Below are 13,068 nucleotides of genomic sequence, written 5' to 3' on the forward strand. Positions count from 1 at the left end.
TACGAAATGAGACTAAAAAAATATATAATAGGTGGATTTTTAGGGGCATTCCTATTAGGAGGATGTTCTTCTGATTGGTTAGATGTTAATAAAAATCCAAATGCTGCAACAGAAGTAGAACCTCGCTACCTTTTTGGATATGCAATTACTTCTTGGAGCGGAAATAGAACTGGAGGAGATAGTGGATTACCACTTTCCATTGGTGCACAATTGTACTCTGTTGATGACGAGTGGGGACATGATGCTGATAGATACGATATTTCTCCATACTCTTTAGGAAATACTTGGAAGATGTATTATGCAACGTCAGGAGCAAACCTTGTTGACGCTATAAAACTTGCCAAAAATAAAGGGAGTAATAATACTGTGGCACAAGCTAAAATTGTACTCGCCCACCTAATGTATGAGGCAACAGTTATTTATGGAGATATCCCTTATTCAGAGGCTTGGACAGAAGAAAATTCTCCAAAGTTTGATTCACAACAAGAGGTGCTTAATCAATTGATTGATTTATTAACTGAAGCTACTAATTTAGTGGACGCAACTAGTGAAAAAATCACTACTGAGGATTTATTCTTCTCTGGGGATATGAACAAATGGAAGCAATATGCGAATAGCTTAAAACTGAAAATTGCTTTTTTAATGGTAGATAAAGACCCTTCAAAAGCAGCATTAATCGGAAGTTTGGTTGCCGACCCAATACAATTAGCTACAGAACCTTCCTCTAATGTAGCGTTCCCATATTATAATACTTCGGGACACAAAAATCCGAAATATAGACTTTTGGAAAAATATAACGGAGGAAAAAATACTTGGTTTTACGGAAGTGATGTAGTTATTGATGGGCTTATGAAACCTTATAACGACCCTCGTTTGGAGAAATACTTTGTTATTGGAGAAGAAGGTAACGGAGAATTTTGGGGAGCTCCAGTTGGTACACTAACAGCGCCTAACAAGAAATATGCTTTTGTAAGTGAAAAGACAATTCTTAGTCCAGAACGATCCGATTTGGTATTAAGTAGCCAAGAAATTAACTTATTGATAGCCGAAGCGTATGCTAGAGGTTTAGGTGTAGCACAAGACAATGCACAAGCTCAGAATTATTTTGAGAAAGGATTGCGTCAATCTTTAAAATATTATCAAGTAGATGACGCAAAAATTAAAACTTTTGTGGAACAACCAGAATTGAACTTAACAACTTCTTCCAATGTATTAAAGGTTTTAAGAGAACAACAATATGTTGATTTATTTGAGAGATCTTTAGAGGCTTGGGTACAACAAAGAAGAAGTGGAACAAAGGGTCAAGAAATCCCTAACCTTCAAACACCAGCTGATGCTCCAGTACCTAATGGTGAGATTATGAGACGTTGGGAATATCCTAAAGATGAATTGAATGGAAATCAAAAAGCTCCTAAAACATCTCCCAAATTATGGGATAGTCAGTGGTTTGATTTATAAAAAAACTAATAAAGAATACTAGGTATTGATGTTTAGGTTTTTATAAAAATTAGACGAAGCTGTCCGAAAAGGATAGCTTCGTTGTTTTTATAAACCTATGAATGTAAATTTGTTGAACCTGTTATACTCTTGAGGTCTTACAATATGGTATTATTTCGGCAAGGAGTTTATAAACAGCTTGAATTACTTTAATTAGTTTAAGCACTTAATTTTTTGTTAAAATTGAATTATTTTGTACCATTGATTCCATTCTTGATTATTCGTATTTGAAAAAACATTACCTTTGTTCTATCTCAACTTTAAAACAACACAAAATGCTCCAAAAAATTTTTTCGAATCTGCTATTCAAAGTAATTATTGCTATTTTGTTGGGGATATTGTTTGGGCAGTTTTTCCCCGAGTGGTTCAATCGTATTTTTGCTACGTTTAATGGGCTTTTTAGTCAGTTTCTTTCCTTTTCCATACCATTAATCATTATGGGGCTGATTATGCCCGCCATTGCCGATTTGGGTAAAAATGCTGGTAAATTGTTGCTCATCACAATTGGTATTACCTATACTTCTACTTTTTTTTCTGGATTTGCAACGTATTGGGTTAGCGATGCTATTTTTCCAGATTTAATACAGCATACAGAGGGCATAACCGAAAATAATACCACTTACCCTGAATTACTTCCGTTTTTTACGGTTCCTATTCCGCCAGTTATTGATGTAATGGCTGCCTTAGTTTTGGCATTTATGATAGGTTTGGGACTTTCCTTTAAAAAAGAGGCTATTTTGGTACAAGTAGTTAAGGATTTTCAAGAGATTATTATTAAGGTAATTGAAAGGGTAATTGTTCCGCTTTTGCCTATTTTTATTTTAGGAATATTTTCGCAGATGACTTTTAATGGTAAGGTATATACCATCTTATCCGTATTTCTGAAAATTGTCGGAATTATTTTTCTGATGCATATCGTTTTACTGCTTATTCAGTATTTGGTAGCAGCGGCTATAGCAAAGAGAAATCCGTTTAAGGCATTGCTCACGATGATGCCTGCTTATTTCACGGCTTTAGGAACACAATCATCGGCAGCGACTATTCCCGTTACGCTCAAACAAGTACAAGCTAACGGAGTTTCTCCTGATATTGCAGGTTTTGTGGTACCGCTTTGTGCTACCATTCATTTGGCAGGAAGCATTATGAAGATAGTAGCTTGTGCCATTGCCCTAATGATTATTCAACAAATTCCTTATGATTTTGAACTTATTGTAGGGTTTATACTGATGTTGGGTATTGTTATGGTGGCGGCTCCAGGGGTTCCAGGAGGTGCGATAATGGCTGCCGTTGGGGTTTTACAAACCATTTTAGGATTCGACCAACAGCAGGTCGCTTTGATGATTACCCTTTATATTGCTATGGATAGCTTCGGAACGGCTTGTAACGTTACGGGTGATGGTGCCATTGCTTTGATAATTGATAAAATTTACAAAAAAAGGACAATGCATAATTAGATTTTCGTATGATGAAACAGATAAAAAAATTTGTCATAGGTGCTTTGTTACTATTGCTTTTTGTTGTAGGAGGAATGTATGCTATGGGGTATGGCTATATTTTCAAAGCGATGCGTATCATTTACGGTTCAGGGCATAAAACGGCATTTTTATCAGATTATCAGCGCTTTGATAATCGAGTTATCCGAAAAGGAAGCTATACTGAACCTTGGGCTTTACATACGCAATACAATCAAGCCCCAATACCTAAATCTTTAGAAGTACTGCACCAAAAGTACAAAACGGTAGCTTTTTTAGTTATTAAAAATGATAGTATTTGGCACGAACAATATTTTGAAGGATATACCCAAAAATCGTTGAGTAATTCTTTTTCAATGGCGAAAACTTATGTTTCGGCATTGTTGGGTAAAGCCATTACTGATGGGTACATCAAAGATTTACAACAACCCGTTGGTGATTTTTTCCCCGAATTTTCAAAAGGATTAGCTGCCAAACTTACCGTTGGCGATTTGGCTTCTATGGCTTCTGGTTTGGACTGGAATGAGGATTATTACAATCCTTTTTCCATTACCACCAAGGCTTATTTTGACGCGCCTTTGCAAGAGATAATATTAAATCTTAAAGTGACTGACCCCCCAGGGAAAAAATACGAGTATAAAAGCGGTAATACCCAGCTTTTAGCAATGGTTATTGAGAAAGCTACTGGCAAAACTTTATCCGAATATTTGTCTCAATCACTTTGGGAACCTTTGGGCTGTGAATATGATGCTCTTTGGCAGTTAGATGGCAAAGAAGGCACAGAAAAGGCATATTGTTGTATTGCTTCCAATGCGCGTGATTTTGCTCGATTGGGCAAACTTTACAAAGATTTCGGACAATGGCACGGCAAACAATTACTTGATTCGGCATATGTGGCAAAATCCATTCAACCCCGATTTTCTGACAGTCCTCAGTATGGCTACGGAATGTGGCTACTCAACTACAAAAACAAATCTTTTTTTATGATGCGAGGGCATTTGGGTCAGTATGTGATTGTTGACCCTAAAAATAATGTAATTATTGTGCGTTTAGGGCATTTGGATGCAGATGATTCCCAAAACATCTTCGGAGCGGATATTTATGGATATATTGATGAAACCTACAAACTGATGAACTGATGCTTACAAAAATCAATTTGGAGGACATCTTGTTTTTGGATATCGAAACCGTACCAATAGCTGAAAATTTTTCTTCACTTACTACTGAAAGTCAGTTACTTTGGGAAGATAAAACCGAATATATGCGTAAAGGTGAAATTTCGGCGGAAGATTTTTATCAAAAAGCAGGAATATGGGCAGAATTTGGAAAAATTATTTGCATTTCGGTAGGTTATTTTTCTTTCAGAAATCAGCAACGTACCCTTAGGGTAACCTCTTTTTTTGGGGAAGAAAAGCAGATTTTAGCAGATTTTACCGCACTTATTGAAAACCATTTTTCTTACCCAAACAAATTGCTTTGTGCACATAATGGTAAAGAATTTGATTTTCCATACATTGCCAGACGGCTCATTATCAATAATATGAAAATTCCTTACAAGTTACAAATGTTTGGCAAAAAACCTTGGGAAGTGCCACATCTTGACACATTAGAACTTTGGAAATTTGGTGATTTTAAGCACTTTACTTCGCTCAAATTATTGGCAAATGTTTTAGGAATTCCTTCTCCAAAAGATGACATTGACGGCAGCCAAGTTCGTGATGTGTTCTATCAAGAAAAAGATATCGATCGTATTATTACCTATTGTGAGAAGGACACTGTTACCGTAGCTCAAATTTTTTTGAGATTTCGAGGTGAGACACTACTGAGTGAAGATGAAATATTATTTGTTTGATCAATTAAAAATTTCCAACATAAAAATATCAATATTTTGAGAGTTATCGACTTAAACGAGCAAATACAAAACTAAACCTCAAAGGAACGTATAAGTTTCTGTGTATATGCTGATTGCGGATTTTGGTATAGGGCATCGGCTTCGTTGAGTTCTTCAATGATGCCTTTTTGCATAACTGCAATACGGTCGCTGATGTGTTTTACCACTGCCAAATCGTGTGAGATGAAAAGATAGGTAAACCCTTGTTTTTCTTTAAGTTCATTTAAAAGATTGATAATTTGCGCTTGGAGAGAGATATCTAAGGCAGATACCGATTCGTCACAAATAATGATTTTTGGTGATAGAGCAATGGCTCTGGCAATGCCGATGCGTTGGCGTTGTCCTCCCGAAAATTGGTGCGGATATCGTTCAAAATGGGAAGCATCTAATCCCACTTTTTCAAAAAGTTCTAATGCTTTTTCTTTTCTGTTTTTGCTATTGTCATACAACTGATGTACTTCCATAGGCTCCATAATGGCTTGACCTACTTTCATTTTTGGATTTAAAGAGGAGTATGGGTCTTGAAAGATGATTTGTATATCTTTACGTAATTTTTTTAACTGATTTCCTTTAAGTGAGGTAATATCTTTCCCACGATAAAAAATCTGTCCTTTTTCAGCTTTTTCCAGTTGTAAAATGGTTTTTCCTAAAGTGGTTTTTCCGCAACCGCTTTCGCCCACCAAGCCTAAGGTTTCGCCCTCAAAAATATCTAAAGAAATTCCGTTAATGGCTTTAAATTCTGTTGTTTTTCCAAAAAATGAGGATTGGGAAAAATATGTTTTTTCCAAGTTTTCAATACGCAATAGCGGAGGTTTTGCATACAATTGGGTGTGTCTTAGAAATCGTTCTTCACGCGTTTCTAAAATTTGTTGTGGATTTCCAAGCTGAAAATCCGAAAGGGTAGGTAACCTTTTGGGGCGGTTTTTCAAATTGGGTTTAGCGGCTAATAAAGCTTTGGTATAAGTCTGTTGTGGTGAAGAAAAAATTTGTTCAGTGGTTCCGCTTTCAATGATATTGCCTTGGTGCATCACCAGAACTTTATCGGCTACTTGCCCAACCACATTCAAATCGTGGCTGATTAAAAGAATAGCCATTTGATTTTCTTGTTGTAATTCTTTTAAAAGGGATAGAATTTCTTGTTGTATGGTAGCATCGAGTGCGGTAGTGGGTTCATCGGCAATGAGTAATTTGGGTTCACAGGCAATTGCCATTGCAATCATCACGCGTTGTTTTTGTCCGCCTGAAATTTGATGCGGATAACTTTCGTAAATGCGCTCTGGCTCAGGAAATTTCACTTTTTTTAGTAAAGAAAGCACTTCGGTTTTGATGGCTTTTTTAGAGAATTGGGTATGGCTTTTTAGTACTTCACCAATTTGATAACCGCATTTTAAAGACGGATTTAAGCTACTCATCGGCTCTTGAAAAATCATAGCGATTTGGTTTCCACGAATTTTTCGTAGTTCTTTTTGGTCAGTAATGGAGAGTATCTCTCTTTCTTGAAAATGAATAGCTCCACCAACCGATGCATTTTTTGGTAACAAACGCATCAAAGCCAGTGAGGTAATTGACTTTCCACTTCCTGATTCTCCTACAATACCTACAATTTCATTCGGACAAATATCAAATGATATACCGTGAAGTATTTCATTTTTTCCGAAAGAAACAGATAAATTTTGAATTGAAAGTAGTGGTTTCACTTGAGTTTTGCCTTTAAAATAACCCAATACAAAACTACAAAAAAAAAGATGATATTTATACCAGAAACACGATTTAAAGACAGCATTTTGACGCTGAAATTCTAAAATATTGCAAAATATGATTACATTTTCAGCATTTGGTTGTATATTTGGGGTTCGTACGGATTTTGTGTATTTAACCATACAATTTTGGAGCAATATGAAAAAACTTTTAGGCAAAGAAATTATCACTATAGCAAATCAAATTATTGAAAGTCAAGATAATTGGGATTTGAAGACCCTTCAACAACAAGTAAATTTGCTTAGCGAAAAAGTAACCATTTTAAATTTCGTCGAGCAGTTTTACAGGCATAATGGTTCTTCCGAAAACAGAATACAATACTCCTTAGGAAAAACCTCCGAGTTTGTCGATGAAGTGATCCATAAAGATAAACACACACCCGATTATTTAGAGGAACCCTTTACCGAAATGGAGGCTTTCGTCAGTGAAGAAACTTTTGAGCAACAACCCATTCAACAAACCACAATTCAAGAACCACAAAAAGAGGTTGAATTAGTACAGAAAAATCCTGATGTAACCACTGTTTTTTCTGATGTGGTGGAGCACCCAGGTTTTGAACTCAAACAAGAGGTGGTTGAGCCTAAGCAAAAATCGCTTAATGATCACTTGGGCAAGTCTAACGCCATTGATTTGAATAATCGTTTGGCTTTCATTAAATATCTGTTTTTAGGTAGTGAAAGCGAGTACAATAAAGTGCTAAAAGCCATTGAAGAAAAGGAAAGCATTGCCGAAGTTGCCATCTATTTGGAGCAAGAGGTCAAACCTATTTACAATTATTGGAAAGGTAAGGAAGAATATGAAGAGCGTTTTCTTACTTTGGTAATGAAACGATTTGATGTGTAATGAAGCTGTATCTTGTTCCTACTCCTATTGGTAATTTAGAGGATATCACCCTTCGGGCGCTTCGTGTTTTGAAAGAAGCTGATCTTATTTTGGCCGAAGATACCCGTACCAGTGGAAAGCTCTTAAAACATTATCAGATTGATACCCCAATGCAAAGCTATCATATGCATAATGAGCATAAAATCGTTGAGGGATTTGTAAAGCGCATTCAGGCAGGACAGGTAGTGGCTCTGATTACCGATGCAGGTACTCCTGCAATTTCCGATCCCGGATTTTTGTTAGTACGTGCTTGTGTTCAGGCAGGGGTTTCTGTGGAATGTTTACCAGGTGCCACAGCTTTTGTTCCTGCTTTGGTAAATAGTGCTTTGCCTAATGATCGCTTTGTTTTTGAAGGATTTTTACCCGACAAAAAAGGAAGACAAACCCGCCTAAAAAGCCTTGTTGAGGAACAAAAAACAATGATTTTTTACGTATCGCCACATAAGCTACTCAAAACCATTTCGGAGTTCATAGAAATTTTTGGTGCTGAGCGAAATGCGAGTATCTCTCGAGAAATCACTAAATTACACGAAGAAACCCAACGCGCAACGCTCCAAAGTTTGTTACAATATTATCAAAACAAACCTGTAAAAGGCGAAATAGTAATGATTGTTGAAGGCAAACGAAACGCATAATGAAAGATATTTATTTACTTTGTATAGAAACCTCAGGGGTAAGTTGTTCGGTAGCAATTGCTAAAAATGGAATTTCTTTTGTGGAAAAAGGTGAAAATATAGGGCAATTTACACATTCCGAAAAATTACACATTTTTATTGAACAAGCTCTTAAAGAGGCAAATATTACTTTTGATACCCTTGATGCCATAGCTGTAAGTGGTGGACCGGGTTCGTACACCGGTTTACGTATAGGAGTTTCGGCAGCTAAGGGGCTTTGTTTTGCTAAAAGAAAACCGCTTATTGTACTTCCTACATTACAAATTTTGGCAAAACAGGTTGATAGTTGCATCATTATCCCGATGCTTGACGCTCGCCGAATGGAAGTGTATAGCGCGGTTTTTAATCAGCAGCATTTACAGCAAGAGCCCACTAAGGCAGTAATTCTTCAAGCCGATAGCTATCAACATTGGTTGGAACAAGGCAAGGTAGTTTTTTTGGGTGATGGAGCTGAAAAGTTCTCCAAAATTTGTCAACATCCTAATGCAATTTTTATATCCGATGCTTTTCCAAAGGCTTCGGATATGTGTGCTTTGGCTTTTGAGAAATTTAAAAATCAAGCCTTTGAAGATATTGCCTATTTTGAGCCTGATTACCTCAAACCATTCCATACTACAGCTGCTAAGAGTGGTAATTCTTAACACATTTTAAAAATTTGTTATTCAGTGATTTAGTGCTGAATAATAAAAATTAGATAGCAAAAATGTTAAAATTTTTAGCATATAATGATTTTATCCGTAAATTAGCGTGCTATTTTAAACAGGTTTACCAATGCAGAAAAATTATAAAAGTGCGTTTATCTTCGTTACCGTACTATTCTTTTTGTGGGGATTTATTACGGTGCTTGTTGATTCTTTAATTCCGCGTCTCAGAGATGTTTTTACGCTTAGTTATTACGAGGCGGGCTTAATTCAATTTTCATTTTTTATTGCTTATTTTATCCTATCCATTCCTGCAGGATTTATTCTCTCTAAAATAGGATACAAAAGAGGAATTATTTTGGGGCTTTTCACGATGGCTTTGGGCTGTTTGCTGTTTTATCCTGCCGCCTCCGAACGTATTTTGTTTGTATTTATGTTGGCAATATTTATCTTAGCCGGAGGGATAACCATTTTGCAAGTGGCAGCCAATCCGTATGTTTCGGTTTTAGGAGATGAGTCGGGGGCTTCGAGTCGTTTGAATTTGTCTCAGGCTTTTAATTCCTTAGGAACAGCCATTGCTCCGATGGTGGGTGCGTTGTTTATTCTAAGTGATAAAGTATTGCAAAAGTCAGAAATCGAAGCACTTAATGAAGTTGATAGAAATGCTTATTTCATTAGTGAAGCCTCGGCAGTACAGATGCCGTTTTTGTCTATAGCTGCTTTCATTGTTGTTTTGGCAGTGCTATTTATCTTTATAAAACTTCCTGATGTGATTGGCGAAGGCGCAAAAAGTGGCGGTTATTTGAGTTTACTTTCTAAAAAAGGGTTGTTACTTGGGGCGATTGGTATATTCCTTTATGTTGGGGCTGAGGTAGCTATCGGGAGTTATTTGGTAAGCTATTTTTCAGAAATGAACCTGTCAAAGAATATTCTTGAAAATGATTTGATGCGCAATATTTTAGGTTTTATTTTTGGCGATAAAGACCTTTCGGGTAAAGATTCCAAAGCCATCGTTGGGGCATTTGTAACTTTCTATTGGACAGGTGCTATGGTAGGGCGTTTCATAGGAGCTTATTTGACCAAAGTTATGGCACCCTCCAAAGTACTGATATTCTTTGCATCAGGAGCAATTTTACTGATACTGGTTTCAGTAAATACCGACGGATTACTAGCAATGTGGAGTATTTTGGCCGTGGGGTTATTCAATTCCATTATGTTCCCGACCATTTTCACTTTGTCGTTAGACGGGCTGAACGAATCCAAACCTCAAGCTTCTGGAATTTTGTGTACAATGATTGTTGGAGGGGCTGTTATTCCACCTTTGTGCGGATTTTTTGCCGACTCACTTGGGTTCAAAATAGCATTTTTATTGTTAACCATTTGTTACGTTTACATTGCCTTTTTCGGATTTTATAAGCGAAAAACCGTAACAATTCGTTAGGGCTTTTTATTTGTAATGGACTAATTTTACAGTTTAGTCATCAAATGCACAAAATATTATAATTAAAACCACATAGAAACATACAATAAATGCTATGTTTCTATGTGGTTTAAAATTTGCTTTACGTTTTTTGTTTTTACTAATTTCTCCAAGGTCAAAAAACGACTCCAATCAACGGTTGGTGATTTTCGTGTATTTAGTCTGTATTTTTTACCTTTAATTTTATAGTTTTTTAGGTCAAAATTCCAAACAATGATTCAAAGGTTGGAGTAGGGGGTGAGGAGCAAATTTTTATGACATATTTTATGGCTTCAAATACAGTTCTTTAAAATATCTGGCATAAAAACCAGCAGGGATAACTCGGTTGTAATTTCCTTTTTCAGGAAGGATATTTTTATAATACAATCGTTTACGGTCAATAAATGAGCGATAAACGGTGGTGTATAAGATAATCCCCACAGCAAATAGAATGCTACTCATACCTAAATATTTTAGTCCAATAAATAAACCTGCTAATGGAAAAAGAATTAGCATATAATATACCCAAATGTTTTTCACGATTTTCATAAAAAATCCAATAAAAATTATTTAGTAAATTCAATAGATTTGATGATGGACTCCAACTCGAACAGATAATCGCGTTTGCTGGTCATCGGTGCAGAAACGAAGCCTTCTAAAACTACCAAACGTGCATTAGGAGCATCTTCAATGATATAGTTCACAAAAGGTCCTCCGAGTAAAAAATCCTTTACTTCCCATAAACCACGACTTTCAATGGTTTTTCTATCTTTCACTTGTGTTTGATAAATGCTTGGAGCAAAAGCTTTTTCGGTAATCATATACATACCATCTTTGGGTCCGGGTACATATTTTTTACCAATGGAATCGCGCATTTTTACGATGCTTTCAGCCAATTGGTTATTTTGTGGCATACGCTGCAAAGGCATTTCATAAATGATAATGTTTGCTGTTCCGCCTTTGATTTGGCGTTCAATCCAAAAGAAATTATTTTCGTGTTTAGCAATTCTGTATATGGAAGGAAGGGTAAGTTTAAATCCTAAAGTTTTTTCAATATCGGTGGTTTTGTTTAACGAACTACGGAATCGTTTTTGGCTTTCTAAGATTTCATTTTCTTTAAAGGCAGTTATGAATTTTTCGGCGTGTTCCTGAATTTGACAAACGATGTCTTTTTCGGTTTCCCCACGTATGATGCCCACTTTCTGAGGTTTAGCAAAAAGCGTATCTTTTAGGGCAAGTCCGTTTATGCTATCTTTTTGTATGATGAGAATATTACGGCTGTTTCGGGTATTTCCTTCGAAAACTTTTGGTGGTATTTGGTGTATGGAAAATAGGGGTTCTTCCACAGCAATTCCTTCCAAAGGAGCCGCAAAATATTTGCGAATGGTATCACCAACGGAGCCTTTCCATAGGGTATTGTCCACCACCACGGCTAAAGAGTTTATTTGTCCGTTAGATTGGGGGAGATATTGTTTCTTCTCTTTGGTAAAATCACACGACAAACAACAAAAGACAATAAGAACTCCAAATATAAAGTGTTTCATAAAAAATAGTTAAAAAATAATATTTATTACCATTTTTATTACAGCTAAAATTGTTCCAAAAATGATTTTTTGAGTAGTTATTTTTGGTTTTCAAATGTTAAAATTTTACGGAAGAAATTTTCTTTGCGGTAAATTTTGGTTTTGGCATCAAATTTGCAGTAACACGTATGATGTTGTTTTTTGATAGTTTGCTTTAGTTTATCAATAAAAAATCAAAAATTTAACATTAAATTAAAAACTTTTTATTTTAAAAGTGTTATCTTTGTAAAAAATAATTATTAACAATAAAAATCAATTTATTATGTCAAAAACAGGAAATACTTTATTGGCGTTGGTAACAGGAGTTGCCGTAGGTGTGGGAGCAGGAATTTTGTTTGCTCCGGATAAAGGGAAAGAAACTCGTAAAAAAATTAAAAAATCGTTTGATGATTCAACGGCTAGTTTGAAACATAAATTAGATGATTTGGCGGATCAAGTAAAAGATAAAACTTCTGAATTGAAGGGTTCTTTGGAAGATAAAATGGAAAACATTTTATCAAAATCAAGCTACAAAGCCGAAGACGTAATTACCGTTTTAGAGAAGAAATTAGCTCAATTGAAACAAGCCAACGCTAAACTTCAAAAATAATTATGGCAATCAAATCCATTAAGGAAACCGCTAAGGAAGTTCCTTTAAGGGCAGAGGAGGCTTTTAAATCGCAGGTAGAATATTATAGGTTATTTGCGTTTCATTTTATAGCCAAGTCTTCCTACGGGTTGTTGAATATTTTTATATTTGGGCTACTATGTCTTTTGGTATTGTTTTTCTTGTCATTTGCAGCTGCCTTTGCAGTGGGTAAATGGGTGAATGATACTGGATTGGGCTTCTTGATTGTAGGTTTCTTTTTTGTTTTAGTCGCTTTGATTATCTTTCTTTTCAGAAAGATTTTCATAGAAAAACCACTTCTAGAAAAGTTGTCCGATATATATTTTAAAGATGATGATGAAGATGAAACAGATGCATAATTACCGATCGTTTCAGCAAATAGAGGCTGACCTAAGGGTTCTTAAACTTAAAAAACAAGTAGATTTACTTTTTTTAAAAAACAGCATCTCTTCAACTAAACAATCATTGTCATTTAAAGCAATGATGGCTAATTTTTTAGGAGGATTGGGTTTTACTTTGGCAAGAAGGCGTAACCAAATTTTTATTTCTGCCCTTGAGTTTGGGTTGCGTTACTTTTTAAAAAGATAGAGAAAAAGTAAATAAC

14 protein-coding genes are annotated in these 13,068 nt (G+C 35.7%); 11 read left to right on the forward strand and 3 right to left on the reverse strand.

Annotated elements, in window-relative coordinates; translation table 11 throughout:
* Window positions 1-6: 6 nt before the first annotated feature.
* The 4 genes from CGC47_RS07210 to CGC47_RS07225 all read left to right on the forward strand — a co-directional run bounded on the left by CGC47_RS07210 (window position 7) and on the right by CGC47_RS07225 (window position 4,821).
* Window positions 7-1,458: a SusD/RagB family nutrient-binding outer membrane lipoprotein gene (locus tag CGC47_RS07210; RefSeq protein ID WP_042001201.1), complete on the forward strand. Its 1,452-nt coding sequence runs from the start codon at window positions 7-9 to the stop codon at window positions 1,456-1,458.
* A gap of 314 nt (window positions 1,459-1,772) precedes the next feature.
* Window positions 1,773-2,951, forward strand: a complete 1,179-nt coding sequence (locus tag CGC47_RS07215; protein WP_095900179.1) for a dicarboxylate/amino acid:cation symporter — start codon at window positions 1,773-1,775, stop codon at window positions 2,949-2,951.
* A 20-nt stretch (window positions 2,952-2,971) separates the two neighbouring features.
* Complete coding sequence (locus tag CGC47_RS07220; RefSeq protein WP_095900386.1) at window positions 2,972-4,108, forward strand: serine hydrolase domain-containing protein; 1,137 nt, start codon at window positions 2,972-2,974, stop codon at window positions 4,106-4,108.
* Window positions 4,108-4,821: a 3'-5' exonuclease gene (locus CGC47_RS07225; RefSeq protein ID WP_042001198.1), complete on the forward strand. Its 714-nt coding sequence runs from the start codon at window positions 4,108-4,110 to the stop codon at window positions 4,819-4,821. The genes CGC47_RS07220 and CGC47_RS07225 overlap by 1 nt, the downstream gene beginning before the upstream one ends.
* A 71-nt stretch (window positions 4,822-4,892) precedes the next feature.
* On the opposite strand, the gene CGC47_RS07230 is transcribed toward CGC47_RS07225, so the two are convergent.
* Window positions 4,893-6,557 (reverse strand): ABC transporter ATP-binding protein, encoded by a 1,665-nt coding sequence (locus tag CGC47_RS07230; protein ID WP_231552348.1) that lies wholly within the window; start codon window positions 6,555-6,557, stop codon window positions 4,893-4,895.
* A gap of 118 nt (window positions 6,558-6,675) precedes the next feature.
* Here CGC47_RS07230 and CGC47_RS07235 point away from each other — a divergent pair, with 118 nt between their 5' ends.
* From CGC47_RS07235 to CGC47_RS07250, 4 genes are all read left to right on the forward strand, one after another.
* Window positions 6,676-7,461 (forward strand): hypothetical protein, encoded by a 786-nt coding sequence (locus CGC47_RS07235; RefSeq protein ID WP_052456158.1) that lies wholly within the window; start codon window positions 6,676-6,678, stop codon window positions 7,459-7,461.
* Window positions 7,461-8,135 (forward strand): 16S rRNA (cytidine(1402)-2'-O)-methyltransferase, encoded by a 675-nt coding sequence (gene rsmI, locus CGC47_RS07240; RefSeq protein ID WP_042001192.1) that lies wholly within the window; start codon window positions 7,461-7,463, stop codon window positions 8,133-8,135. The genes CGC47_RS07235 and rsmI overlap by 1 nt, the downstream gene beginning before the upstream one ends.
* 8 nt (window positions 8,136-8,143) lie before the next feature.
* Window positions 8,144-8,815: a tRNA (adenosine(37)-N6)-threonylcarbamoyltransferase complex dimerization subunit type 1 TsaB gene (gene tsaB, locus CGC47_RS07245; RefSeq protein WP_042001217.1), complete on the forward strand. Its 672-nt coding sequence runs from the start codon at window positions 8,144-8,146 to the stop codon at window positions 8,813-8,815.
* 130 nt (window positions 8,816-8,945) lie between these two features.
* Window positions 8,946-10,256, forward strand: a complete 1,311-nt coding sequence (locus tag CGC47_RS07250) for a sugar MFS transporter (protein ID WP_042001189.1) — start codon at window positions 8,946-8,948, stop codon at window positions 10,254-10,256.
* 303 nt (window positions 10,257-10,559) lie between these two features.
* Here CGC47_RS07250 and CGC47_RS07255 read toward each other — a convergent pair whose 3' ends face one another.
* Window positions 10,560-10,790 carry a hypothetical protein gene (locus CGC47_RS07255; RefSeq protein ID WP_147269756.1) on the reverse strand — a complete coding sequence of 77 codons (231 nt, stop codon included), beginning with the start codon at window positions 10,788-10,790 and terminating at the stop codon, window positions 10,560-10,562.
* Window positions 10,791-10,840: 50 nt separating this feature from the next.
* Window positions 10,841-11,818 (reverse strand): DUF4837 family protein, encoded by a 978-nt coding sequence (locus tag CGC47_RS07260; RefSeq protein ID WP_095900180.1) that lies wholly within the window; start codon window positions 11,816-11,818, stop codon window positions 10,841-10,843.
* A gap of 301 nt (window positions 11,819-12,119) precedes the next feature.
* On the opposite strand from CGC47_RS07260, the gene CGC47_RS07265 reads away from it, so the two are divergent.
* Genes CGC47_RS07265 through CGC47_RS07275 form a run of 3 tightly spaced genes read left to right on the forward strand, consistent with a single transcriptional unit; the run spans window position 12,120 to window position 13,052 of the window.
* A complete protein-coding gene (locus CGC47_RS07265) occupies window positions 12,120-12,446 on the forward strand; it encodes a YtxH domain-containing protein (protein WP_013996142.1) in 327 nt (108 codons plus the stop codon).
* Between the two features lie 2 nt (window positions 12,447-12,448).
* The gene (locus tag CGC47_RS07270; protein WP_042001182.1) at window positions 12,449-12,823 is read left to right on the forward strand and encodes a hypothetical protein; all 375 of its coding nucleotides are present in this window, start codon (window positions 12,449-12,451) and stop codon (window positions 12,821-12,823) included.
* Window positions 12,816-13,052 (forward strand): DUF6327 family protein, encoded by a 237-nt coding sequence (locus tag CGC47_RS07275; protein ID WP_013996144.1) that lies wholly within the window; start codon window positions 12,816-12,818, stop codon window positions 13,050-13,052. The genes CGC47_RS07270 and CGC47_RS07275 overlap by 8 nt, the downstream gene beginning before the upstream one ends.
* Window positions 13,053-13,068 lie beyond the last annotated feature (16 nt).

The organism is Capnocytophaga canimorsus (assembly GCF_002302565.1).
GTDB classification, from domain to species: Bacteria; Bacteroidota; Bacteroidia; order Flavobacteriales; family Flavobacteriaceae; genus Capnocytophaga; species Capnocytophaga canimorsus.